A 24,855-nucleotide genomic window follows, 5' to 3' on the forward strand; every position below is an offset into this window, starting at 1 on the left:
ATGACGAATAGCACTAGCCGAGTGCCAGGTACCCCGTTAAAGTCGGAAGTCCGCCTGCATCGAAATGTCGCGAAAAATCACCCCGAAAAAGCCTCATGTCCAACAGGGCCGGGCACTTCAGCGAAAAGCCTCTCGGCAGTCCTGCCAACCCAGACCACTCTGTGCCGTTGCCTGCAACAACATCGGCAAAGCGACCCGCGCCTTGTCCTGGGTGTCGTGAAACACGATCACGCCTTTGCGCCACAGCAGCATCAACGTCAGCACCCGTTGCGCCGACTCATCGGCCTTGAGTTTGCCGGGCTCGTCCTGGGAATCGATATCCCACAACGCCACCTGCAGGCCCTGGGCCTGGAAAAAGCCCTGGCTGTCCGCTCGGCGCTGGCCATAGGGCGGACGGAACAGCGGCACATAGTTTTCCGGCATCAGGTTCTGCACCAGCGAGGCACTGCGGGTGATTGAGCTCTGCCAATCCACCCAATGGCTGTGGGAGCGATACTGCCAGCCCTGGGTGCCCACGCACTGGTCCTGGTACAGCGCCTGCACATCGGCGACAGCGCTGCGTTCAACGCGGGTTTGCAGGCTGCTGCCGAGAGCGAAGAAGGTCGCGTTCATCTTCTGCTTGCGCAGGTAGTCGGTGAGCCAGTCGGTGTTGCCACTGACCGGGGCGGGGCCGCCGTCGAACGTCAGCAGGAACAGGCGATCGTTGAATTCGTCTCCGTTTCGCTCATGGTCGCCGAAACGCGCGATTTCGCTGCTGATCTGCGGGAACAGCGCGGCCTTGCGCAGCAGCTCGTCCAGGTAGCGCTCATGGAAGATATGGCTAGGGTTCGCCCAGCCTATATAGAAGGAATCTTCGCTGACTTCGAACTTGCCGGCCTGTTCGCGCAGGTCGTCCATGCTCTCCACCAGGTAGCAGAACGAGGCATCGACCTCGCAACTCTGCTGGGCAAAGGTGTAGTTCTCCAGCAGGCGTTGCCAGAGCTGGCGACGCAGGTCGTCAATGGCCGCCAGGTTGATGATCTTCAGGCCCAGGCGCTGCTTGAGCGCAGCTTCATCCTGATTTTCACTGGCCAGCAGGCTGTGGGCGAACATGAGAATTTCCGCGCGCGAGGCCACATCGAACAGCGCCGGGCTGCCGAGTTTTTCCGGCCAGGTGCCACGGTCCAGGCTGGCCACATCCACGGGCGCCGCCTGTGCATTCAGGCAAAACAAGCAAGCCGACAACAAAAGTGCTATTCGCACACGGGGTCTCCCTCTCCAGAGTCACCGGCCATCATAGCGGATCGCGCCTATCGCCATCATAGGTGGAGTCAAACCGCCCAACCCCCTAGAATCCCCTCCACGTTTACAGGAGACGACTTCATGCTGATGGTGATTTCCCCCGCCAAGACCCTCGACTTCGAGGCCCCGCCGGTAACCCAGCGCTTTACCCAGCCGCAGTACCTGGACCATTCCCAGGCGCTGATCGAGCAACTGCGCACCCTCAGCCCGGCGCAAATCAGCGAATTGATGCACGTATCCGACAAGATCGGCGGCCTCAACGCCGCCCGTTTCGGCAGCTGGACCCCAGCATTCAACCAAACCAATGCCAAGCAGGCGCTGCTGGCGTTCAAAGGTGACGTCTACACTGGCCTGAATGCCGAAACCTTCAGCGACGCCGACTTCTCCTACGCCCAGGACCACTTGCGCATGCTATCGGGCTTGTACGGCCTGCTGCGCCCCCTGGACTTGATGATGCCGTACCGCCTGGAAATGGGCACCAAGCTGCCCAACGCCCGTGGCAAGGACCTGTACGCCTTCTGGGGTACGCGAATCAGTGAGTGGCTCAACGAAGCGCTGGCTGAGCAAGGCGACGACGTGCTGCTCAACCTGGCCTCCAACGAGTACTTCTCTGCGGTCAAGCGCACCGCCCTGAACGCGCGGATCATCAACACCGAGTTCAAGGACCTGAAGAACGGCCAGTACAAGATCATCAGTTTCTACGCCAAGAAGGCGCGGGGCATGATGAGCCGCTTTGTGATCCAAGAGCGGATCAATGACCCGGCCAAACTCAAAACGTTTGATGTGCAGGGCTATCGCTTCAATGCCGAGCAGTCGAAGCCGGACAACCTGGTGTTTCTGCGCGATCACGCACCGGAATAAAGCGGCCCGCCGGTCGCCGCGCTGAATATCAATCGTGGGCGCTGGCTTGCCTGCGATGCCGGTGCATCAGTCGACTCCATCCTGACTGAAACACTGCCCTCGCAGGCAAGCCAGCGCCCACGTTTTCATCGCCCGGCTAACAGATATACGTCATTATTTTGGCGTCAAAAAATATCATGTCACCTCTCTAACAATTCTTTCACTCGACATTCGTCGATTTTTTTCGTAGTGGCACCACTTTTTTAAAACACTAGTGGCAAAAAACTATCCCAGCGTGCCAACTCCCCATAACTACTGGCCCAAATAGCAAGTGCTATCAATATAGTACTAGTGCCATCTTGGCTAATATTTCAAAAAATTTCAGTAAACAGGATGAGCGGGCTGGAACTTCGTCCTAAAGCACCGCTCATACCACCGGTAACGAAATTCTCTGATTCTGTAGGAGATGACTTACAACGCGGACCCAGGGAAGTAGCAAAGTTGTCACATTAACTTTGACTCAGTGGTCACATTACCAACCAACTAGTTGAGAGCGGCGATAAGGAACAATTGCCACGAACTATAAGGCCAAGGCTGTGCTTACCCTAATGGGTCAGTGAGAAAACCCAAGGCATTGATATTTAAGGGCTTGCAGCCTCTATCAAAGCCATGCGGCACTGGCGCCGAGCCCTTCTCCCAGGAAGGCTGGCTGCATTTCAGGGCAAGCCCCAATAACAAGGCCAAGTTGCGCACAACTTGAGTGCAATAGTTAGTCACTCACTATTTAACATGCCAGTACGCGGTAAGTCGGCGTCTATTCGCTCAACTTCCGTGGCATCAGTGACGCTTGCAAACATGAACTCCGGCCAATTATTGGCATGATTATGAACGTCTTCAATGACAAAGAGGTAAATGCGATGCGCATCAGCATATTTGGTCTCGGTTACGTTGGCGCGGTATGTGCCGGTTGCCTGTCTGCCCGTGGCCACGACGTGGTCGGCGTAGACATCTCCAAGGACAAGATTGACCTGATCAATGCGGGCAAATCGCCAATCGTTGAACCAGGTCTGGGCGAGCTGTTGAGCCAGGGTATCGAAACCGGCCGACTGCGCGGCACGACCAACTTCGCCGAAGCCATCCGAGATACCGACCTGTCGATGATTTGCGTCGGTACGCCGAGCAAGAAAAACGGCGATCTGGAACTGGACTACATCGAAGCGGTATGCCGCGAAATCGGTCTGGTCCTGCGTGACAAAGCTACCCGCCACACCGTGGTCGTGCGCAGCACCGTCCTGCCAGGCACCGTCGCTAACGTGGTGATCCCGATTCTGGAAGACTGCTCGGGCAAAAAAGCCGGTGTCGACTTCGGCGTTGCGGTCAACCCTGAATTCCTGCGTGAATCCACCGCCATTGCCGACTACGACCTGCCACCGATGACCGTCATCGGCGAATTCGACAAAGCCTCCGGCGATGTCCTGCAATCCCTGTACGAAGAACTCGACGCGCCGATCATCCGCAAGGACATCGCCGTTGCCGAGATGATCAAGTACACCTGCAACGTATGGCACGCCACCAAAGTCACCTTCGCCAACGAGATCGGCAACATCGCCAAGGCTGTCGGCGTCGACGGTCGCGAAGTGATGGAAGTGGTCTGCCAGGACAAGACCCTCAACCTGTCCCAGTACTACATGCGCCCAGGCTTCGCCTTCGGTGGTTCTTGCCTGCCCAAGGACGTGCGCGCCCTCACCTACCGCGCCAGCTCCCTGGACGTGGAAGCGCCGCTGCTCAACTCGCTGATGCGCAGCAACGAATCCCAGGTACAGAACGCCTTCGACATCGTTTCCAGCCACGACAAACGCAAAGTCGCGCTGCTGGGCCTGAGCTTCAAGGCCGGCACCGATGACCTGCGTGAAAGCCCGCTGGTAGAGCTGGCCGAAATGCTGATCGGCAAGGGCTACGACCTGAGCATCTACGACAGCAACGTCGAGTACGCCCGTGTCCACGGCGCGAACAAAGACTACATCGAAGGCAAGATCCCGCACGTGTCGTCCCTGCTCAACTCGAACTTCGACGATGTGATCAACAACTCCGACGTGATCATCCTGGGCAACCGCGATGAGAAGTTCCGTGCCCTGGCGCATAACGCACCGCACGGCAAGCAAGTGGTCGACCTGGTGGGCTTCATGTCCAAGGCCACCAGCGTCAGCGGCCGCACCGAAGGCATTTGCTGGTAACAGCAACGGCAAGTTCCGGGCTGCAAGCGTACCAATCCCCAGCGCTTGCAGCCTGGAGCCTTCTTCACCTTCGGATGACGCTTATGTCCAAGTTAAAACACGTACTGCTCCAATCCGCCGGCTGGCTGTTCTTTCTGAGCCTGCTGATGGGACTCGCCCTGCTCTTGCCGGCGAGTACGTTCGACTCCGAGTCGAAGAATTTTATTTTCCTGATTGGCGCCGTCGGCATCTGGCGCTACTCGATGGGTGCTACGCATTTCTTTCGCGGCATGCTGTTCCTGTATGTGGTCTACCCGCACCTGCGCCGCAAAGTACGCAAGCTGGGCAAGGCTGCCGACCCATCCCATGTGTTCCTGATGGTCACCAGCTTCCGTATCGACGCGCTGACCACCGCGCAGGTCTACAGCTCAGTCATCCGTGAAGCCATCGAATGCGGCTTCCCCACCACCGTAGTCTGCTCGCTGGTGGAAATGTCCGATGAACTGCTGGTGAAAAGCCTGTGGGAACGCATGAACCCACCGGAACACGTGAAACTCGACTTCGTGCGCATCGCCGGTACCGGCAAGCGCGACGGCCTGGCCTTCGGGTTCCGCGCCATCTCCCGCCACCTGCCGGATGAACGTGCGGTAGTTGCGGTGATCGATGGCGACACCGTGCTGGCCGAAGGCGTGGTACGCAAGACCGTGCCGTGGTTCCAGTTGTTCGGCAACGTCGGTGGCCTGACCACCAACGAGTTCTGCGAAGTGCGCGGCGGCTACATCATGAGCGAGTGGCACAAGCTGCGCTTCGCCCAGCGCCACATCAACATGTGCTCCATGGCCCTGTCCAAGCGCGTACTGACCATGACCGGTCGTATGTCGGTGTTCCGCGCCAATGTCGTGACCGACCCGGGCTTTATCGCCGACGTGGAAAGCGACTCGCTGCAACACTGGCGCCTGGGCCGCTTCAAGTTTTTGACCGGCGATGACAAGTCCAGCTGGTTCAGCCTGATGCGTCTGGGCTACGACACCTTCTACGTGCCGGACGCCGCGATCCACACCGTGGAACACCCGCCGGAAAAGAGCTTCATCAAGGCCAGCCGCAAGCTGATGTTCCGCTGGTACGGCAACAACCTGCGCCAGAACTCCCGCGCCCTGGGCCTGGGTATGCGTCGGTTGGGCCTGTTCACCAGCATCGTGTTGTTCGACCAGCGTGTGTCGATGTGGACCTCCCTGCTCGGCCTGACCGTGGCGATCATCGCCACCTTCAAGTACGGCGGCGCGTTCATCCTCGCGTACCTGCTGTGGATCGGCATCACCCGCCTGATTCTGACCCTGCTGCTGTCGTGCTCGGGCCACAAGATCGGCCCGGCGTACCCGGTGATTCTCTATTACAACCAGATCATGGGCGCGCTGGTGAAGATCTACGTGTTCTTCCGCCTTGATCAACAGTCCTGGACCCGCCAGGACACCAAACTGACCCGCGATTTGGCCAGCTTTCAACGTTGGTTCAACACCTGGTCGTCTCGGACCATGACCTTCTCCGCCGGCAGCATTTTCGTCGCCGTGTTGCTGATGATGGTCTGACCCTGCCAAGCCTGAATTAACTAGGAACTACACACCATGAATAGCCAAGTAAACGCCAACGTTGTCCACGAGTCCGAAGCCCAGCGCCAACATGCCCGGGTCAAGATCCCGGCCAAGCTGCGCTTCTTCAACACCGACCGCACCCAGACCGAAGCGCGGGTGATCGACCTGTCCGCTGGCGGCCTGGCGTTCACCGCCACCCAGCCGTTGACCGTGGGTGAAGTGCACAAGGGTCGCCTGCAATTCGTCATCGACAACCTCGGCCTGGCCATGGACGTGGAACTGCAGATCCGCTCCTACGACCGCCAGAGCGGCCGCACCGGTTGCCAGTTCCAGAACCTGGAACAGCAGGACATTTCCACCCTGCGCCACCTGATCACTTCGCACCTGTCGGGTGACATCGTGACCATGGGCGACGTGCTGGCGACGCTGCAACGTGACAACTTCACCAAAGCGCGCAAGGTCAAGGACAGCGGCAGCAACATGAGCGCCTTCGGTCGCTTGCGCGCCGTGACGTTCAGCCTGGCAATCTTCCTGGTCGGCCTCGCCGCGTTCGGTTTTGTCTTCAAGTCGATCTACGGCATGTACTTCGTCAGCCACGCCCAGGCGGGCATCGTCAGCGTACCGGGCATGAACGTGACGATGCCACGCGACGGCACCGTGCAAAGCCTGCTCAAAGGCGACGCAATTGCCGCCAAGGGCGCACCACTGGCGACCTTCAGCACCAGCATGCTCGATGTGCTCAAGGGCCACTTGGACGAAGACCAACTGCAACCGGCCAAGGTCGAGGAGCTGTTCGGCAAGCAAATGACCGGTACGCTGACGTCGCCATGCGATTGCGTGGTTACCCAGCAAATGGTCGCTGACGGCCAGTACGCCAACAAAGGCGATGTGATCTTCCAACTGGTACCCCGTGGCAGCCTGGCCAATGTTGAAGCGCGCTTCACCTATCGCCAGTTCGGTGACGTCCGCCCAGGTACACCGGTGAGCTTCCAGGTGGCCGACGAAGAACAGGTTCGCACCGGCACGATCGTCAGCAGCACCAGCCTGAACAGCGCCGACCTGTCTTCCGACATCCGCGTACAGATCAAGCCTGATGCGCCGCTGGATACCACCTACGCCGGCCGCCCGGTGGAAGTGACCAGCGACCGTGGCCCGTCCCTGAACTGGCTGATCGATAAAGCCATGGCTTCGGGTCTTTAATCATGAGCGCCCTTCGAAACCTGCCGGTGCCCCTGGCGCTGGCCATCGCCCTCGCCGGTTGCGCCGGCCTGCCCGACCAACGCCTGGCCAATGAAGCGCTCAAGCGTGGCGATACCGTCACCGCCCAGCAGAATTACCAGCAGCTGGCAGACCTGGGTTACAGCGAGGCCCAGGTGGGCCTGGCCGACATCCAGGTAGGCACCCGCGATCCGGCGCAAATCAAACAGGCTGAAGCCACCTACCGTGCGGCGGCGGACACCTCGCCGCGCGCCCAGGCCCGCCTGGGTCGCCTGCTGGTGGCCAAGCCTGGCAGCACCGAAGCCGAACACCATGAGGCCGAAGGCCTGCTGAAAAAAGCCTTTGCCAATGGCGAAGGCAACACCCTGATCCCACTGGCGATGCTGTACCTGCAGTACCCGCACAGCTTCCCGGACGTGAATGCCCAGCAGCAGATCAGCCAATGGCAGGCCTCCGGTTACCCGGAGGCGGGCCTGGCCCAAGTGCTGCTGTATCGCACCCAGGACACCTACGACCAGCACCTGGATGACGTGGAGCGCATCTGCAAGGCCGCGCTGAACACCACCGATATCTGCTATGTCGAGCTGGCCACGGTCTACCAGAAAAAAGCCGAGCCGGAAAAACAGGCCGAGTTGCTCAAGCAGATGGAAGCCGGCTACAGCCGTGGCACCGTCACTGCACAGCGCGTCGACAGCGTAGCTCGCGTATTGGGTGATGCCTCGCTGGGCAAGACCGACGAAAAAACCGCCCAGGCGCTGCTGGAAAAGATCGCCCCCGGCTACCCGGCGTCGTGGGTCAGCCTGGCACAACTGCTCTACGACTTCCCTGAACTGGGCGACGTCGACCAGATGATGAAGTACCTGGACAACGGCCGCGCCGCCGATCAGCCGCGCGCCGAGCTGTTGCTGGGCAAGCTCTACTACGAAGGCAAGTGGGTGCCTGCCGATGCCAAGGCCGCCGAAGCACACTTCGAAAAAGCCGTGGGCAAGGAAGTCGCCGCCGATTACTACCTCGGCCAGATCTACCGCCGCGGCTATCTGGGCAAGGTCTACCCGCAAAAAGCCCTGGACCATTTGCTGACCGCTGCGCGCAACGGCCAGAACAGCGCCGACTTCGCCATCGCCCAGTTGTTTTCCCAAGGCAAGGGCACCAAGCCCGACCCGTTGAATGCCTATGTCTTCAGCCAATTGGCTAAAGCCCAGGACACGCCAGAGGCCAATGACTTGGCCACGCAGCTCGAAACCCCGCTCACTCCGGAGCAACGCGCCCAAGGCCAACGCCTGGTGCAACAGGAACTGGCCGCACGCGGCACCCTGGCCCAGAGCACGCTGCAACTGCACGCCCTGGAAGAAGAAGACGGCGAGGAATCCCTATGAAGCTCAACCCATTCGTCAAGGCCGGCATCGGCCTGACCTTTGCCCTGCTGTGGTCGTGCCCGACCCTGGCCGCGCTGACCGAAGCCAAGAACTTCGGCCTGGAAGTGAAAGCCACCGCGCAGTCCGAAGATGACCGCGACCTCGGCACGCAAAAAGGCGGTGACGTCAACGGTATCGGCCTCGACCTGCGCCCGTGGATCTACGGTGAAAGCGGCAACTGGAGCGCCTACGCCATGGGCCAGGCGGTGGTGTCGAGCGACATCATCGAGACCGACACCCTGCAACAGTCGGCGGATGACGAAAACCAGCAGACCACCAACGACGATCGCAAGACCAAGAAAAATTACCTGGCCATGCGCGAGTTCTGGGTCGGCTACAGCGGCTTCACGCCTTACCCAGGCGAGATCCTCAAGCTGGGTCGCCAGCGCCTGCGCAATGACGACGGCCAATGGCGCGACACCAACATCGAAGCACTCAACTGGACCTTCGACACCACCCTGCTCAAGGCCAACGTCGGTGTCGCTGAACGCTTCAGCGAATACCGCACCGACCTCAAGGAACTGTCGCCCAAGGACAAGGACCGTCAGCACCTCTATGCCGACGCCGCCTACCAGTGGACCCCAGGCCAGTGGATCGGCCTGCGCGCACACCACACCCATGACGACGGCAAGCTCGACTACCCGGAACCAGGCGTGGCCACTGACTCGCTGGACAAGCGCGAGAACGGCGACCTGACCTGGCTCGGTATCGAAGCCAACAGCGATGCCTACAACTGGCGCAACACCAACACCGTCAACTACTGGGCGAGCATTACCGGCGTGCAGGGCGACCGCGACACGGTCAACGCCTTGAACGCCGACGGCACCCGCCCGACCACGGCCAAGCGCAGCGACGACGTGAATGGCTGGGCCACCGACCTGGGCATCCGCCTGCGCCTGGACCCGCAATGGCAAGTCGGTGCGGCCTACTCCCGCGCCAGCGCCGAGTACGAGCAGAACGGCCTGCAAAGCAACCGTTCGAACTGGACCGGCACCCAGTCCCGCGTGCACCGTTTCGGCGAAGCGTTCCGCGGCGAGATGAACAACATGCAGTCGATGAGCCTGTTCGGTTCCTGGCAGCTGCGCGAGGACTACGACGCCAGCCTGGTGTACCACAAGTTCTGGCGCGTCGACGGCAACAAGCCGGTGGGCAGCAACGGCATCGATGCCGTGCAGAACAACACCGATGACGTGACCGGCGCGATCCTGTCCAGCACTTCCCTGCCGCTTGAAGACGGCAAGAAAGACCTGGGCCAGGAGATGGACCTGGTGGTCACCAAGTACTTCAAGACCGGCCTGTTGCCGGCTGCGCTCAGCCAGTCGATCGACGAGCCATCGGCCCTGGTGCGTTTCCGTGCAGGTGTGTTCAAGCCGGGCGACGCCTATGGCAGCCAGGTTGACTCGTACATGCATCGCGCGTTTGTCGACGTGATTTGGAAGTTCTGATGGGAGCCTGCGCAATGAACCCTCAAGCCCTCAAAGGCTCGGCCATGCTGGCGGCAGCGATGCTGCTGGCCAGCGCTGCTGCCATGGCCGATGTCGCGCCGCAGGCTAAAGCGCCGACCATCGCCAAGGAGCTGCAACAGGCCAAGACCTACACCATCTCCAGCCCGCCGACCGCGCCGCTGGAAATGGCCAAGCCGACCCTGCCGGACCTGTCCGGCTACACCGACGCGGCGATGGAAAAGAAGATCGTGCGCACCAAGCCGGGCAAGATCAGCATCCGTCGCATGATGCAGGAAGACGCCCTCAAGGACTTCATCGGCGGTGACAACAAGATGGCCGAATGGGTGGTGCGCCAGCACGGCATTCCCCAGGCGATCTTTGTCGACGACGGCTACATGAACCTCAAGGACTTGCTGGGCAAGGTGCCCAAGCAGTACCTGAGCGAAACCTCGCCGGGTGTGTTCCTGGCGAAGTTGCCGATCGTGGTTGGGCGTAAGGGCATCCTGGAAATCGACAAGAAAACCCAGGAGCTGCGCTTGTCCCAGGAAGCCGGTTCGTTCCTGATCAACGACGGCCAACTGTTCGTGCGTGACACCAAAGTCACCGGCTGGAACGAAAAGGCCAAGGGCCCTGCGCTGTTCAAGTCGCCCAAGGAGTTCCGCCCGTTCCTGCTGGCCTGGGGCGGTACGCAGACCTACATCTCCAACACCAAGATGGCCAGTTTCGGCTACGCCAACAGTAAGTCGTACGGGGTGAGTATTTCCCAGTACACGCCAAACATGGCCAAGGTCCTCAAGCGTCCCGAGCCGACCGGCTGGATCATCGACTCCGAGTTCTCGGACATGTGGTACGGCTTCTACTGCTACGAGACCACGGGCTTTGTGATCAAGGGTAATACCTACAAGGACAACATCGTCTACGGCATTGACCCCCACGACCGTTCCCACGGCCTGATCATCGCGGACAACACCGTCTACGGCACCAAGAAGAAGCACGGCATCATCATCTCCCGGGAAGTGAACGACAGCTTCATCTTCAACAACCGCAGCTTCGACAACAAGCTCTCGGGCCTGGTGCTCGACCGTAACAGCGTCAACAACATCGTGGCCGACAACGAGTTTTATCGTAACCACACCGACGGCATCACGCTCTATGAGAGCGGTGACAACCTGCTGTGGGGCAACAAGGTGATTGCCAACCGTCGCCACGGTATCCGCGTGCGTAACAGCGTGAACATCAAGCTGTACGAAAACACCTCCATGGCCAACGGCCTCACCGGTCTCTACGGCCACATCAAGGACCTGACCGACACCGACCGCGACATCGCCCTCGACCCGTTCGACGCCAAGGTCTCGCTGATCGTGGTCGGCGGTGAACTGGCGGGTAACGGCAGTGGCCCGCTGTCCATCGACTCGCCGTTGAGTGTCGAGTTGTACCGCGTGTCGATGCTGGCGCCGACCAAATCCAGCGGCATCAGCTTCAACGGCGTGCTGGGCGATCGCCAGGAAGAGATTCTCGACCTGCTGGTGCGCCAGCAGAAAGCCGTGCTGATCGACCCTGTCGAACGCCAGACCGAATTGCAGGACTGAGGATGACCCTTATGCACCCACACATGATCAAACTGCTGAGCCTCTCGGGTCTGACCCTCGGCCTGCTCGCGGCCAGCCAGGGCGTACGCGCCGACGATGTGAAGGCACCGACCTTCACCGCCGAGCCATGCTGCAGCCTGTGCCCGGCCGCCCACGATGCGAAGAACTACACCACGCGCTACCAGCAGAACTTCACCACCCTGGTGCAAGCCCAGGGCGACTGGCTGTTCCGTACCCAGGAAGACCTGCGTACCGAATTCGATACCACGCCGGCCGGCTACAAGCGCATGCAACAACTGCACGATGCGTTCAAGGCCAAGGGTGTGGAACTGGTGGTGGTCTACCAGCCGACCCGTGGCCTGGTGAACCGCAACAAGCTCAACCCGGAAGAGAAAGCCAAGTTCGATTTCGACAAGGCGCTGGGCAACTACAAGACCATGCTCGGCCGTTTCGCCAAGATGGGCTACGTGGTGCCGGACCTGTCACCGTTGACCAACGAGCAACTGCCGGATGAACTGCCGGCCCACGATTTCTACTTCCGTGGCGACCAGCACTGGACCCCATATGGTGCCCAGCGCACGGCGAAAATCGTCGGTGCCAAAGTGCGTGCAATGCCTGAGTTTGCGGGCATCCCGCAGCGTGAATTCGAAACCAAGCGCTCCGGGCGCATGGGCAAGACCGGCACCCTGCACAACATGGCCGGGCAACTGTGCGGCACCAGCTACGCGATCCAGTACATGGACCAGTTCACCACCGAGCCCAAGGGCGAAGCGGGCGACGGCGACCTGTTCGGCGATTCGGGCAACCCGCAGATCACCCTGGTGGGCACCAGCCACAGCGGCAAGAACTACAACTTCGCCGGCTTCCTCGAACAGGAAATCGGTGCCGACATCCTCAACGTCGCCTTCCCCGGCGGTGGCCTGGAAGGCTCGATGATCCAGTACCTGGGCAGCGATGAGTTCCAGAAGACCCCACCGAAGATCCTGATCTGGGAATTCTCGCCGCTGTATCGCCTCGACCAGGAGACCATCTACCGCCAGATGATGGCCCTGCTCGACAACGGCTGCGAAGGCAAGACCGCGCAGATGACGGCCAGCACGACGTTGAAACCCGGCAAGAACGAATTGCTGGTTAACAGTTCGAACAAAGACCTGCGCAACGCCAACCATCAGGTTGATATCCGCTTCGCCGACCCGTCGGTGAAAACCCTGCAAGCCACCCTCTGGTACATGAACGGTCGCCACGAGGACATCAAGATCGAGAAACCCGAAACATCCGATACAGACGGGCGTTTCGCCTTTGAACTGCGCACCGATGAAGACTGGGCCTCGCAGAACTTGCTGGCCGTGGAAGTGCAGGGTCCCGAAGCGGGCGCTGCCGCGCAGAAAGTCGAAGCGAAAATTTGCACACGCAACGTGTTCCCTAGCGGCGGTCAGAAGACTGCGTCACTCGGGCAATGAGGTTACCTATGCAGAAGTTATTGATTCCAACGCTGCTGGGCCTGGCGATGTTCGCCGGTTCAGTCAACGCCGCCGCGCCACTGCGTCCACCCCAGGGCTATTTCGCCCCGGTGGAAGCGTTCAAGACCGGCGACTTCAAGAATGACTGCGACGCCATGCCGGCGCCGTACACCGGCTCGCTGCAATTTCGCAGCAAGTACGAAGGTTCGGACAAGGCCCGTTCCACGCTGAATGTGCAATCGGAAAAAGCCTTTCGCGATAGCACCGCCGACATCACCAAGCTGGAAAAAGACACCAGCAAGCGCGTGATGCAGTTCATGCGCGACGGGCGTGCGGAGCAACTGGAATGCACGCTCAACTGGCTGACCAGCTGGGCCAAGGCGGATGCGTTGATGTCCAAGGACTTCAACCACACCGGCAAGTCCATGCGCAAATGGGCGCTGGGCAGCATGGCGTCGGCCTATGTACGCCTGAAGTTCTCCGAGTCGCACCCGCTGGCGAACCACCAGCAGGAATCGCAACTGATCGAAGCCTGGTTCAACAAACTGGCCGATCAAGTGGTGAGCGACTGGGACAACCTGCCGCTGGAAAAAACCAACAACCACTCCTACTGGGCCGCCTGGTCGGTGATGGCAACGTCCGTCGCCACCAACCGTCGCGACCTGTTTGATTGGGCCGTGAAGGAATACAAGGTCGGCGCGAACCAGGTCGATGACCAAGGCTTCTTGCCGAACGAATTGAAGCGTCAGCAACGCGCCTTGTCGTACCACAACTACGCCCTGCCGCCGCTGTCGATGATCGCCAGTTTTGCCCTGGTCAACGGTGTGGACCTGCGCCAGGAAAACAACAGCGCGCTCAAGCGCCTGGGCGACAAAGTGCTCGCTGGGGTCAAGGACCCGGAGATCTTCGAGCAGAAGAACGGCAAAGAGCAGGACATGAAGGACTTGAAGCAGGACATGAAATTCGCCTGGCTGGAACCCTTCTGCACCCTCTACACCTGCGCCCCGGATGTCATCGAGCGCAAGCACGGGATGCAGCCGTTCAAGACCTTCCGTCTCGGGGGCGACCTGACCAAGGTCTACGACCCGACGCATGAAAAGGGCAACAAAGGCAGTTGACGAAACGCACTTCAAATGCGGGAGCGAGCACGCCAGCTCCCACAGTTTGAGCCGGTTTCGTCAGTAGGAATGTAATACCGCCCCCTCGCGAAATCGTGGGGGGGTTTGGGGGGGCTCTGGCCCTTGACTGTTGGTTAAACATGGAGAGATCGGGATGGTTTTCTCGTCCAATGTGTTCCTGTTTCTGTTCTTGCCGATCTTTCTCGGCTTGTACTACTTGAGCGGGCAACGCTATCGCAATCTGCTGCTGCTGATTGCCAGTTACGTGTTCTACGCCTGGTGGCGAGTGGACTTCCTGGCGCTGTTCGCCGCTGTGACGCTGTGGAACTACTGGATCGGCCTCAAGGTCGGTGCAGCCGGCGTGCGCACCAAGCCGGCTCAACGCTGGCTGCTGTTGGGCGTGGCGGTCGACCTGTGCATCCTGGGCTACTTCAAGTACGCCAACTTCGGCGTCGACAGCATCAACCTGATGATGAAGTCGGCCGGCCTGGAGCCATTCATCCTGACTCACGTGCTGTTGCCGATCGGGATCTCGTTCTACATCTTCGAGTCCATCAGCTACATCATCGACGTGTACCGGGGCGATACCCCAGCGACTCGCAACCTCATCGACTTTGCAGCGTTCGTGGCGATCTTCCCGCACCTGATTGCCGGCCCGGTGCTGCGTTTCCGCGACCTGGCCGACCAGTTCAACAACCGTACGCACACCCTCGACAAATTCTCCGAGGGCTGCACGCGGTTCATGCAGGGCTTCATCAAGAAGGTCTTCATTGCCGATACGCTGGCGGTGGTGGCCGACCATTGCTTCGCCCTGCAAAACCCCACCACCGGCGATGCCTGGCTCGGGGCGCTGGCCTACACCGCGCAGTTGTACTTCGACTTCTCCGGCTACAGCGACATGGCGATCGGCTTGGGCTTGATGATGGGTTTCCGCTTCATGGAAAACTTCAAGCAGCCGTACATCAGCCAGTCGATCACCGAGTTCTGGCGTCGCTGGCACATCAGCCTGTCCACCTGGCTGCGTGACTACCTGTACATCACCCTGGGCGGCAACCGCAAAGGCACGCTGACCACTTACCGCAACTTGTTCCTGACCATGCTGCTCGGTGGCCTGTGGCACGGGGCGAACATCACCTACATCGTGTGGGGTGCCTGGCACGGCATGTGGCTGGCGATTGAAAAAGCCATCGGCCTCAACACCGCGCCGCGCAGCTTCAACGTCTTGCGCTGGGCCTTCACCTTCCTGCTGGTGGTGATGGGCTGGGTCATCTTCCGCGCCGAAAACCTGCATGTCGCCGGCCGGATGTACGGCGCGATGTTCAGCTTTGGCGAGTGGTCGCTGTCGGAACTCAACCGCGCCAACCTCACTGGCCTGCAAGTGGCGACCCTGGTGGTGGCCTACGCAACGCTGGCGTTCTTCGGCCTGCGCGATTTCTACACCAATCGCCCTGCGGAAAAAACCAAGCCGGCCGACCCGAGCCTGATCAAGGCCGTGCCGGGCGACAACCCAGGCAGCATCCACGAGCCAGGCTTCACCGTTGGCCAGGATGCCGCCGTGCAACCGGCCTACTGGACCGCTGACTGGCCACGCTACGCCATGCGCGCTGCGGTGCTGCTGCTGTTCGTGGCGTCGATTCTCAAACTGTCGGCGCAGAGTTTCTCGCCGTTCCTTTACTTCCAATTCTGAGGGAGCCGACCATGACCCGTTCATTCCGCGTCCTCTATATCGGCCTGTTCCTGGTGGTGCTGCTGGCCCTGGGCGCCTGGTCGCTGCGCAGTTTCTTCGGCTTCAGCACCAATGCCGACGCGACGGTGCTCAACGGTCGCTGGACCAAGGCCGTCGAGACGCACTACGACGACCAGTTCCCGATCAAGCGTATCGGCACCAACCTGTGGGCAGCGCTGGACTACAAGCTGTTCAATGAGGGCCGTCCCGGCGTGGTGCTGGGCCGCGATCACTGGCTGTACAGCGACGAGGAGTTCAACCCCGCCGTCAACGAAGACCAGAACCTTGAAGGTAACTACGCGCTGGTCGAAGGCGTGCGCCAGAAACTCAAGGCCCAGGGTATTCAACTGGTGATGGCGATCGTGCCGGCCAAGGTGCGCCTGTACCCGGAGCACCTGGGTGAGGTGAAACCCGCCAGCATTCACGCCAACCTGTACCAGGACTTCCATGCCCGCGTGGCGGCCGACAAGATCATCGCCCCGGACCTGCTCGGCCCGTTGCAACAGGCCAAGCTCGGCGGCAAGCAAGTGTTCCTGCGCACCGACACCCACTGGACGCCGGACGGCGCTGAAATCGCCGCCAAGCAGTTGGCCAAGGCCATTGCCGACAAGACCCCGCTGAGCGGCGAGCCGCAGCGCTTTGTCACCGAAGCCGAGAAGACCGAGCCGCACAAAGGCGACTTGCGTCTGTTCCTGCCGCTGGACCCACTGTTCGAAAACCTGATGCCGCCGAAAGAGCCGCTGGAAAAACGCGTGACGCACTTGGCCGAAACCAAAGGCGACGACGCGCTGTTCAGCGACAGCGAAACCCCGGTAGCACTGGTAGGCACTAGCTATAGCGCCAACCCCAACTGGAACTTCGTCGGCGCCCTCAAGCAAGCCCTGGGCAGCGACGTGGTCAGCTACGCCGAAGACGGCCACGGCCCGATCCTGCCGATGCTCAGCTACCTGAAAAGCGATGACTTCAAGAACAGCCCGCCGCAGGTGCTGATCTGGGAGTTTCCTGAACGTTATCTGCCCGTGAACAACGAAATCGGTGATGCCGACCCCGCGTGGGTTGCGCAGCTTAAACAAGCCGGTTCGCGCCAACAGAACATGGCAATCAACACCCCAGTTAAACACCAAAAATCCGAGACGCCCGACCGGGCGCAAAACTGAAAGAGAGGTAACTCACATGACTTTCACCACAACTCCTCGTCGTCTCGCTAAAACCCTGGCTATCGCGGCCGGCCTGAGCTTCGTCTCGATGTCCGCCTTCGCCGGTGGCGACGCCGCCCTCTACGGCCCTACCGCGCCAAAAGGCTCGAGCTTCGTGCGCATCTACAACGCCAGCAACCAGGAAGTCAGCGCCACCGTCGGTGCCACCAACCTGAGCGACGTTGCCCCCCTGGCCAGCAGCGATTTCAGCTTCATGCCCGGCGGTGACTACAGCGCCAAGGTCGGCAGCCAGACCGTACCGGTCAAACTGGCACCGGACCACTACTACACCCTGGTCAACAGCGGCAGCGGCCAGCCACAGCTGATCGAAGAACCACCGTTCAAGAACAAGCAGAAATCCCTGGTACGCGTGCAGAACCTCAGCGACAAGGCCCTGACCCTGAAAACCGCTGACGGCAAGACCGACGTGGTCAAGGCAGTCGCTGCCAAAGGCCGTGGCGAGCGCGAAATCAACCCGGTGAAAGTCAGCCTGGCGCTGTATGACGGCGACAAGAAAGTCGGCGACGTGAAACCGGTTGCACTGGAGCGTGGTGAGGCAGCGGTGCTGTACGTCACCGGTTCCGGCTCGAGCCTGTCGCCAGTGTGGGTGAAACGCCCTGTGTCGACCCGCTGATTACATTTTCGACCTGGCTCCGTTCCCCCATGGGAGCTGGCTTGCCTGCGATGGCATCACCTCGGTGTAACTGACAAACCGAGTCGTCTGCATCGCGGGCAAGCCCGGCGCCCACAGGGACCGAGGAGCCTGGTCGGACCGAGACAAAAACAAGAGTGAAACGACAAACCTTCGTAGCTCTGACCCAAATCGATTCAAGGAGAAACACCCATGATTCCAGTAATCCTTTCCGGTGGTAGCGGCTCACGTCTTTGGCCGCTTTCCCGTAAACAGTTCCCTAAACAATTCCTGGCCCTGACCGGTGAACACACACTGTTCCAGCAAACCCTGGAGCGCCTGGTGTTCGAAGGCATGGACACCCCGATCGTGGTCTGCAACAAGGACCACCGTTTCATCGTCAACGAGCAACTGGCCGCCCGTAAGCTGGAAAGCCAACGCATCCTGATGGAACCATTCGGCCGCAACACCGCGCCGGCCGTGGCCCTCACGGCGATGATGCTGGTCAATGAAGGCCGTGATGAGCTGATGCTGGTGCTCCCGGCCGACCACGTGATCGACGACCAGAAAGCCCTGCAACGCGCCCTGGCCCTGGCCACTGTGGCCGCTGAACGTGGCGAGATGGTGCTGTTCGGCGTACCGGCTACTCGTCCGGAAACCGGTTACGGCTACATCAAGTCCACCAATGATTCGCTGCTGCCCGAAGGCGTGAGCCGCGTCGAGCAGTTCGTGGAAAAACCCAATGAAAAACGCGCCGTCGAGTTCGTCAAGAGCGGCGGTTATTTCTGGAACAGCGGCATGTTCCTGTTCCGCGCCAGCCGCTTCCTCGAAGAGCTGAAAAAGCACGACCCGGACATCTACGACACCTGCCTGCTGACCCTGGAGCGCAGCGAGCAGACCGCTGACACCGTGACCTTCGACGAAGCCACTTTCGCCTGCTGCCCGGACAACTCCATCGACTACGCCGTGATGGAAAAAACCCAGCGTGCCTGCGTGGTGCCACTGAGTGCCGGTTGGAGCGACGTGGGTTGCTGGGCGTCGCTGTGGGCCGTCAACGACAAAGACGTCAACGGCAACGTCAGCAAGGGCGACGTGGTGATCCAGGACAGCCGCAACTGCATGATCCACGGTAACGGCAAGCTGGTATCGGTGATCGGCCTGGACAACATCGTAGTGGTGGAAACCAAGGACGCGATGATGATTGCCCACAAGGACAAGGTCCAGGGCGTCAAGCAGATGGTCTCGACCCTCAACGACCAAGGCCGCAGCGAAACCCAGAACCACTGCGAAGTCTACCGTCCGTGGGGCTCCTACGACTCGGTGGACATGGGCGGGCGTTTCCAGGTCAAGCACATCTCGGTCAAGCCGGGCGCATGCCTGTCGCTGCAGATGCACCACCACCGTGCCGAACACTGGATCGTGGTCAGCGGCACGGCCGAAGTCACCTGTGACGAGAATGTGTTCCTGCTCACCGAGAACCAGTCCACCTACATCCCGATCGCCTCCGTACACCGCCTGCGCAACCCGGGCAAGATCCCGTTGGAAATCATCGAAGTGCAATCGGGTAGCTACTTGGGCGAAGACGATATCGAGCGGTTCGAAGATATCTACGGTCGCTCGACCCCGGTTGAACGTGGCGTGTCGGTGAAAACTATCGCGCAGTAAAACAGTCGTACAAGAAGCCCTCGCCCAGCCCATTGCGTCCCCTATCCGCAGTGGGTTGGGTGGGGGCTTTTTCAATTCGACGGCAATCAGCTGTCAAGCCGACTTGTTCCCCCAGGCCGACGGGGAATAGGCGTTGTAACTGCCGGTATTTTGGGTGGTACTGCGAGCGCCGTCATATTTGTTCTGGCCATATTCCTGGGCAACCCTGCCCCCCATGACCATTGCGGCGCCAAACGCCTTGGTGAGCATGCCGCCACTGCTGCCAAGCCTTTTCCCAATCCCTTCTGCCGCTGCGCCACCCGCCATATAACCCGCGCCTTTGGCTTGCTCGCTGTGGTTGTACCGGGCAGTAGGGAAAAGCGTCCCGGCCCCTTGCAGCAGCGTTTGCCCCAGGCTGGTCAGCCTTTGATTCTGCATGCGCGGCTGCACAGGCGTGTGGCGCCCTGCATTCGCCTGGCTGGAGGTTCGAGGGTTGGTTGGCGTCGACGCTGGCGCAGGCGTGACGAGAGAGGTCACCACTGACGCAATCAGGGAAGTGGCAGCCGGCGCAAGAAGGGCTGAAGCAATCATAGTTCGTCTCACATAATCAGAACGCGGTTGATACCCTCCTGGATGATCTGCATGTCCCTATGCTGGCTCTGTGGGAAAAATGAGTTATCCGGTTCCCCCGCAGACGAAAACTCATGCCCGCGATAGGCATCAAGGCCATGCCGCGAGTAGGATGTTTTACCCGCACACGAGACTGTCATCATGTTCTTCGGCGTCCTACTGATCATCACCTGGTTGATCCTGCTGCTGCGCTACCCGGCCAAGGCGCTGCCGGTCTCGCTGGCGGCTGCCGTCGGCCTGGGTTGCGTCGCCGCCTGGGTGGTATGGCTGGACAACCGCGAAGCCGCGCAATTGGCCCGCCTCGAGCTGCGCATCACCTACGCCCCACAGGAATGCCCTGCGGACCGCCCACTGAAGTTGACCCTGAACAACGGCAACGACGTACCGTTGACCGAACTGCGCTGGCGCGTCGCCGCCTATGCACCGGGCGACTCGGTCAACCTGGCCGACAACGTCTACGCCGCCCCACGCTATCGCGGCCCCGGCGAGCTGCAGGCCGCCGCCACCTGGGAAGACTGCCTGCCCACACCCCCCTTGCGCCCCGGCTACCGCCCGCAAACCCTGGAATTTCGTGCCGAGCACCTGCAAGGCAGTTTCTCGGACTGACAAAGGATTGATCCATGCCCAACGTACTCATCACCGGTTGTTCCAGTGGCATCGGCCGCGCCCTGGCCGACGCATTCAAGGCGGCAGGCTATGACGTGTGGGCCAGCGCCCGTCGCGAAGAAGACGTCACCACCCTCAGCGCCGCCGGCTTCAACGCCGTGAAACTGGACGTCAACGACAGCGCCGCCCTGCAGCACCTGGCCGAGCAATGGGGCGAACTGGATGTACTGATCAATAACGCTGGCTACGGTGCCATGGGCCCGCTGCTCGACGGCGGCACCGAGGCGATGCAGCGCCAATTCGAAACCAACGTGTTCTCGATCGTCGGCGTGACCCAGGCGTTGTTCCCGGCCCTGCGGCGCGGCAAAGGCCTGGTGGTGAATATCGGCAGCGTTTCCGGTGTATTGGTGACCCCTTTCGCTGGTGCCTACTGCGCATCGAAAGCGGCTGTGCACGCCCTGAGCGATGCGTTGCGCATGGAACTGGCACCGTTTGGCGTGCGGGTCATGGAAGTGCAACCGGGCGCCATCAACACCCACTTCGCAAAAAACGCCGGCGCCCAGGCAGAGCTGTTGATCAATGAACAGTCGCCGTGGTGGCCGTTGCGCGAGGGCATACGTGCACGCAGCCAGGCCTCGCAGGACAAGCCGACCCCGGCCAGCGTCTTTGCGGCGCAGGTGCTGAAAGCCGTGCAACAGGCGCAACCACCTCGGCTGTTGCGTTCGGGCAATGGCAGCCGAGCGTTGCCGTTAATGGCAGCGTTGCTGCCCAAAGCGCTGTTGGAAAAAGTGCTGAAGAAACGCTTCGGGCTGGCCGGTTCGCTCTAGCCCTTCATGAAATCAATGAACGCCCGCACTTTCAGGGGCAAATGCCGGGTGTCCGGATACATCGCATAGATCCCTTGCGGGGCGAAGCGATGGTCCGGCAACAGGCGCACTAGCCTCCCGGCCTCCAGCTCGTCTTTCACCAACCATTGCGGCAACACTGCCACGCCATGCCCGCGCACGGCAAAGGCCTGGAGAACCGCCGCGCTGTCGGCCACCAGCGAAGCATTGCCAGGGCGGTATTGATGCTGGCCACCTGCGGGGTCGGTCACACTCAGCTCCGCCAAGCGACCGTGCCCCAGCTTGGGCAATCGCTCCACTGCATCCAGGGTGTCAGCCCCGACAAACGCGGGCGCCGCCACGGCGAATACCTCGAACGTGGACAGTTGCACCGCGCGATGATTGGAATCCAGCAGGCTGCCCAACCGAATCGCCACGTCAAAACGCTCGGAGATCAGGTCCGCATGGGTCGAGGAGGTGGATAAGTGAATGTTCAGGTCGGGATGCAAGCGGCGGAAGGCCTCGACCGCCGGCGCTACCACAGCCAACGCGTATTCCACGGTCGTGGTGATGCGCAATGTCCCTTTGAGCTGGGCATGCTCCGAACGCGCTTCTTCCACCGCCAACCGCGCCTCTTCGAGCACGCGCGTGCAACGCCGGTAGAAGCGCTCACCCGCATCGGTCAGTGCCAGTTGGCGGGTGTTACGGGTCAACAAGGTGACGCCGAGTTCGGCCTCCAGCCGCTTGAGGTTGAAGCTGACCACGGCACGGGTCTGCCCCAGCAGGTCGGCCGCTGCGGTCAGCGAGCCGGCCTCGACCACGGCCTTGAAGGTATCGAATCGGTCCAGGCTGACCATCGGTTGCGTGCCTCTTTGTCAAAATATTTTTGACAAACTAGCAGGCAAACCGAGGTATCCCAAACGTTGCGTGCCAACTACCCTGCCCGCCTCACTCGCAGGATCGCGCCCATGACCTACCGCTCGAAAGTCGCCTGGATCTTTTTGCTGGGCTTTGCCCTGGACCTGGTGAACATGTTTGTCGCCACGATCGCCTACCCGGATATCGCCCGCGAGCTGCACGCCTCGGTCACGCAGCTGGCGTGGGTCAGCAACGCCTACATGCTCGGGTTGACCCTGATTATTCCCTTCAGCGTGTGGTTGGCAGCGATGATGGGTGAACGCGGCTTGATTGCCGCCAGCTTGCTGCTGTTCGCCGGCGCCTCGTTATGGGTAGGCCAGGCGAGTTCGATTGAGGCGCTGATCGGTTGGCGCCTTCTGCAAGGGTTGGGCGGTGGGTTGTTGATCCCAGTGGGCCAGGCGATGGCCTACCGGTATTTTCCGCCCGCCGAGCGCAGCCAGCTGACGGCGCGGGTGATGTCGGTGGCCTTGCTGGTGCCGGCGTTGTCCCCGGCGCTGGGCGGCTTGATTGTCGACAGCATGTCTTGGCGCTGGATTTTCTATGCCAACTTGCCCTTGGCATTGATCACGTTGCTACTGGCCCTGTTGTGGATAAAACCCGAAGCACCCACCAATGCCCGACCGGCCTTGGATGTGGGCAGTATTTTCAAACAGGCCCGCAGCCCGATGTTGCGCACCGCCATGCTGATCTACCTGTGCATCCCAGGCGTATTCATCGGCACCAGCCTCATCGCCATCCTCTACCTGCGCGGCCTCGGCTATGACGCAACACAGACCGGCGTGCTGATGCTGCCCTGGGCGCTGGCCTCGGCACTGGCTATTTACCTCAGTAAGAAGCTGTTCAACCGTTACGGGCCAACGCCGCTGCTGCTGGCCGGCATGGCTTTGCAATGCGTCGGCATCCTGTTGCTCAACGCGCCCTCCCTGATCGTGCCGGCCTATCTCTTGATGGGCCTGGGCGGCAGCCTGTGCAGCAGCACCGCGCAGACATTGGCGTTTCTCGATATCCCCGGCGAGCGCATGGGCCACGCCAGCGCCTTGTGGAACATCAACCGCCAAGTGAGTTTCTGCGTGGGCGCCGCCGTGCTCAGTGCAGTGCTGTCAGCCTTGGATTCCTTCGCCATAACCTTCACGATGGCGGCAGCCCTGACCCTGCTGCCTTTTCTTGCGGTGCTGCGCCTGGACGCTTCCAGAGTCCGCACACTGCTTCACCCTGCCAGCGAGCCCCAGCGATGATTGACTACAGTGATTTTTTTGAAGAAGTGATCCAGACCCACGTCGAGATCGAGCAATGGTTTGCCGGCGTTGCGCCTGAGGGCACGCTGCAAAATCTGCTGGCGCGCTTCTCACCCGAGTTCAGCATGATTGCGCCCGCCACGGGTACACGGGTCAACTCGGCCGGGGTCAATGCGTTGTTCACGCGCCTGGGCGGCATGCGCCCGGGGTTGAAGATCACCCTGAGCGAGATGGCCGGGATTGACCGGCATGCGCGGGGTGCGACGGTGACCTACCGTGAGCATCAGGTCGATGACAGCGGCACCCAGACCGATCGCCGCGCCACGGTGGTGTTCGAGAAACAGGCCAGTGGCGCGCTGTTGTGGCGCCACCTGCATGAGACCTTTATCAAGGCCTGACGCTCCCACGGTGTTAATGTTGCGTTGGGTTGACGATGACGGTGCAGGTAATACCCGCCGCCAACAACACGCCTTCCGGCACCTCATCGATGTGAATGCGCACCGGCACGCGCTGAGCCAGGCGCACCCAGTTGAAGGTCGGGTTCACGTCGGCGATCAACTCGCGGCTCTCGGGGTTGTCGCGGTCGTAGATGCCGCGCGAGATACTGTCGACGTGGCCCTTCAACGTCTCGCCGCTCATCAACTGCATATCGGCTTTATCACCGACTTTTACATGGGGCAGTTTGGTTTCTTCGAAGAAGCCGTAAACCCAGAACGAGTTCATATCCACCACGGCCATCTTGGCTTCACCGATCCGTGCGTAGTCGCCACGGTGCACGTTGAGGTTGGTGACGTAGCCGTCCACCGCCGCCACCACTTGGGTGCGTTTCAGGTTGAGTTCGGCCGCTTCCAGTTGCGCCAGCGCATGTTGGTAATCCGCCAGCGCGGCGTCGGCAATATTGCTGGCGTCGTCGCGGTTTTCCTTGGAGATCACCAGCGCATCCAGGTCAGCCCGGCGATGGGCGTTGACCTTGCGCATTTCCCAGGTCGCTTTGCGGGAGGCGACGAGCGATTGCGCCTGCTTGACCGCGATGCGGTAGTGCTCGGGGTCGATCTGCATGAGCAGGTCGCCCTTTTTCACCCGCTGGTTATCACGTACCGGGACGTCGACCACCTCACCGGTCACATCGGCCGCCACGTTGATGATGTCGGCGCGCACACGGCCGTCACGGGTCCAGGGCGTCTCCATGTAATGCACCCACAGCGTGCGGCCAATCCAGATCGCCAGGGCCAGTACCAGCAAGGTCGCGAGCAGGCTGAAAAACTTTTTCATCGGGG

The 24,855-nt window shown here is 60.9% G+C and carries 21 protein-coding genes; 17 read left to right on the top strand and 4 right to left on the bottom strand.

Features of this window, described 5'->3' with window-relative positions:
• Positions 1 to 117: 117 nt before the first annotated feature.
• On the bottom strand, positions 118 to 1,242 hold the full coding sequence (locus tag CQ002_RS05280) for a polysaccharide deacetylase family protein (RefSeq protein ID WP_098465815.1): 1,125 nt from the start codon (positions 1,240 to 1,242) through the stop codon (positions 118 to 120).
• A 120-nt stretch (positions 1,243 to 1,362) separates the two neighbouring features.
• Here CQ002_RS05280 and yaaA point away from each other — a divergent pair, with 120 nt between their 5' ends.
• From yaaA to CQ002_RS05350, 13 genes are all read left to right on the top strand, one after another.
• The gene (gene yaaA, locus CQ002_RS05285; protein WP_034102289.1) at positions 1,363 to 2,142 is read left to right on the top strand and encodes a peroxide stress protein YaaA; all 780 of its coding nucleotides are present in this window, start codon (positions 1,363 to 1,365) and stop codon (positions 2,140 to 2,142) included.
• A gap of 896 nt (positions 2,143 to 3,038) precedes the next feature.
• On the top strand, positions 3,039 to 4,355 hold the full coding sequence (locus tag CQ002_RS05290; RefSeq protein WP_034102491.1) for a nucleotide sugar dehydrogenase: 1,317 nt from the start codon (positions 3,039 to 3,041) through the stop codon (positions 4,353 to 4,355).
• An 83-nt stretch (positions 4,356 to 4,438) separates the two neighbouring features.
• The gene (alg8, locus tag CQ002_RS05295) at positions 4,439 to 5,920 is read left to right on the top strand and encodes a mannuronan synthase (protein WP_034102288.1); all 1,482 of its coding nucleotides are present in this window, start codon (positions 4,439 to 4,441) and stop codon (positions 5,918 to 5,920) included.
• Between the two features lie 36 nt (positions 5,921 to 5,956).
• Positions 5,957 to 7,123 (top strand): alginate biosynthesis protein Alg44, encoded by a 1,167-nt coding sequence (locus CQ002_RS05305; protein WP_034102287.1) that lies wholly within the window; start codon positions 5,957 to 5,959, stop codon positions 7,121 to 7,123.
• Positions 7,124 to 7,125: 2 nt separating this feature from the next.
• Positions 7,126 to 8,517 carry an alginate biosynthesis TPR repeat lipoprotein AlgK gene (gene algK / locus CQ002_RS05310; RefSeq protein ID WP_105161680.1) on the top strand — a complete coding sequence of 464 codons (1,392 nt, stop codon included), beginning with the start codon at positions 7,126 to 7,128 and terminating at the stop codon, positions 8,515 to 8,517.
• On the top strand, positions 8,514 to 10,001 hold the full coding sequence (locus CQ002_RS05315) for an alginate export family protein (RefSeq protein WP_034102285.1): 1,488 nt from the start codon (positions 8,514 to 8,516) through the stop codon (positions 9,999 to 10,001). Before algK ends, CQ002_RS05315 begins: the two co-directional genes overlap by 4 nt.
• Positions 10,001 to 11,590 (top strand): mannuronan 5-epimerase AlgG, encoded by a 1,590-nt coding sequence (gene algG / locus CQ002_RS05320; RefSeq protein WP_034102284.1) that lies wholly within the window; start codon positions 10,001 to 10,003, stop codon positions 11,588 to 11,590. The genes CQ002_RS05315 and algG overlap by 1 nt, the downstream gene beginning before the upstream one ends.
• An 11-nt stretch (positions 11,591 to 11,601) precedes the next feature.
• Positions 11,602 to 13,050, top strand: a complete 1,449-nt coding sequence (locus CQ002_RS05325) for an alginate O-acetyltransferase (protein WP_105163101.1) — start codon at positions 11,602 to 11,604, stop codon at positions 13,048 to 13,050.
• Between the two features lie 8 nt (positions 13,051 to 13,058).
• Positions 13,059 to 14,168, top strand: a complete 1,110-nt coding sequence (locus CQ002_RS05330; protein WP_105161679.1) for a mannuronate-specific alginate lyase — start codon at positions 13,059 to 13,061, stop codon at positions 14,166 to 14,168.
• Positions 14,169 to 14,322: 154 nt separating this feature from the next.
• On the top strand, positions 14,323 to 15,855 hold the full coding sequence (locus CQ002_RS05335) for an MBOAT family protein (RefSeq protein WP_034102282.1): 1,533 nt from the start codon (positions 14,323 to 14,325) through the stop codon (positions 15,853 to 15,855).
• Between the two features lie 11 nt (positions 15,856 to 15,866).
• Positions 15,867 to 17,051: an alginate O-acetyltransferase gene (locus tag CQ002_RS05340; RefSeq protein ID WP_034102281.1), complete on the top strand. Its 1,185-nt coding sequence runs from the start codon at positions 15,867 to 15,869 to the stop codon at positions 17,049 to 17,051.
• A gap of 16 nt (positions 17,052 to 17,067) precedes the next feature.
• Entirely contained in the window at positions 17,068 to 17,724 is a 657-nt protein-coding gene (locus CQ002_RS05345; protein ID WP_033899560.1) for an alginate O-acetyltransferase AlgF, read from the top strand.
• A 210-nt stretch (positions 17,725 to 17,934) separates the two neighbouring features.
• On the top strand, positions 17,935 to 19,386 hold the full coding sequence (locus tag CQ002_RS05350; protein WP_034102280.1) for a mannose-1-phosphate guanylyltransferase/mannose-6-phosphate isomerase: 1,452 nt from the start codon (positions 17,935 to 17,937) through the stop codon (positions 19,384 to 19,386).
• A gap of 93 nt (positions 19,387 to 19,479) precedes the next feature.
• On the opposite strand, the gene CQ002_RS05355 is transcribed toward CQ002_RS05350, so the two are convergent.
• Positions 19,480 to 19,956 (bottom strand): hypothetical protein, encoded by a 477-nt coding sequence (locus CQ002_RS05355; protein ID WP_146117452.1) that lies wholly within the window; start codon positions 19,954 to 19,956, stop codon positions 19,480 to 19,482.
• Between the two features lie 180 nt (positions 19,957 to 20,136).
• On the opposite strand from CQ002_RS05355, the gene CQ002_RS05360 reads away from it, so the two are divergent.
• Together CQ002_RS05360 and CQ002_RS05365 are read left to right on the top strand one after the other, a co-directional pair.
• Complete coding sequence (locus CQ002_RS05360) at positions 20,137 to 20,601, top strand: hypothetical protein (RefSeq protein WP_034102278.1); 465 nt, start codon at positions 20,137 to 20,139, stop codon at positions 20,599 to 20,601.
• Positions 20,602 to 20,615: 14 nt separating this feature from the next.
• On the top strand, positions 20,616 to 21,428 hold the full coding sequence (locus CQ002_RS05365; protein ID WP_105161678.1) for an SDR family oxidoreductase: 813 nt from the start codon (positions 20,616 to 20,618) through the stop codon (positions 21,426 to 21,428).
• On the opposite strand, the gene CQ002_RS05370 is transcribed toward CQ002_RS05365, so the two are convergent.
• Positions 21,425 to 22,282 (bottom strand): LysR family transcriptional regulator, encoded by an 858-nt coding sequence (locus tag CQ002_RS05370; RefSeq protein ID WP_105161677.1) that lies wholly within the window; start codon positions 22,280 to 22,282, stop codon positions 21,425 to 21,427. The genes CQ002_RS05365 and CQ002_RS05370 overlap by 4 nt on opposite strands.
• Positions 22,283 to 22,393: 111 nt before the next feature.
• On the opposite strand from CQ002_RS05370, the gene CQ002_RS05375 reads away from it, so the two are divergent.
• Together CQ002_RS05375 and CQ002_RS05380 are read left to right on the top strand one after the other, a co-directional pair.
• Entirely contained in the window at positions 22,394 to 23,578 is a 1,185-nt protein-coding gene (locus tag CQ002_RS05375; RefSeq protein ID WP_105161676.1) for an MFS transporter, read from the top strand.
• Positions 23,575 to 23,976, top strand: coding sequence for a DUF4440 domain-containing protein (locus tag CQ002_RS05380; protein ID WP_105161675.1), 402 nt, complete (start codon positions 23,575 to 23,577; stop codon positions 23,974 to 23,976). Before CQ002_RS05375 ends, CQ002_RS05380 begins: the two co-directional genes overlap by 4 nt.
• Before the next feature lie 13 nt (positions 23,977 to 23,989).
• Here CQ002_RS05380 and CQ002_RS05385 read toward each other — a convergent pair whose 3' ends face one another.
• Entirely contained in the window at positions 23,990 to 24,850 is an 861-nt protein-coding gene (locus CQ002_RS05385; protein ID WP_034102273.1) for an HlyD family secretion protein, read from the bottom strand.
• Between the last annotated feature and the right edge of the window lie 5 nt (positions 24,851 to 24,855).

Source organism: Pseudomonas sp. MYb13, assembly GCF_002980075.1.
GTDB lineage: Bacteria > Pseudomonadota > Gammaproteobacteria > Pseudomonadales > Pseudomonadaceae > Aquipseudomonas > Aquipseudomonas lurida.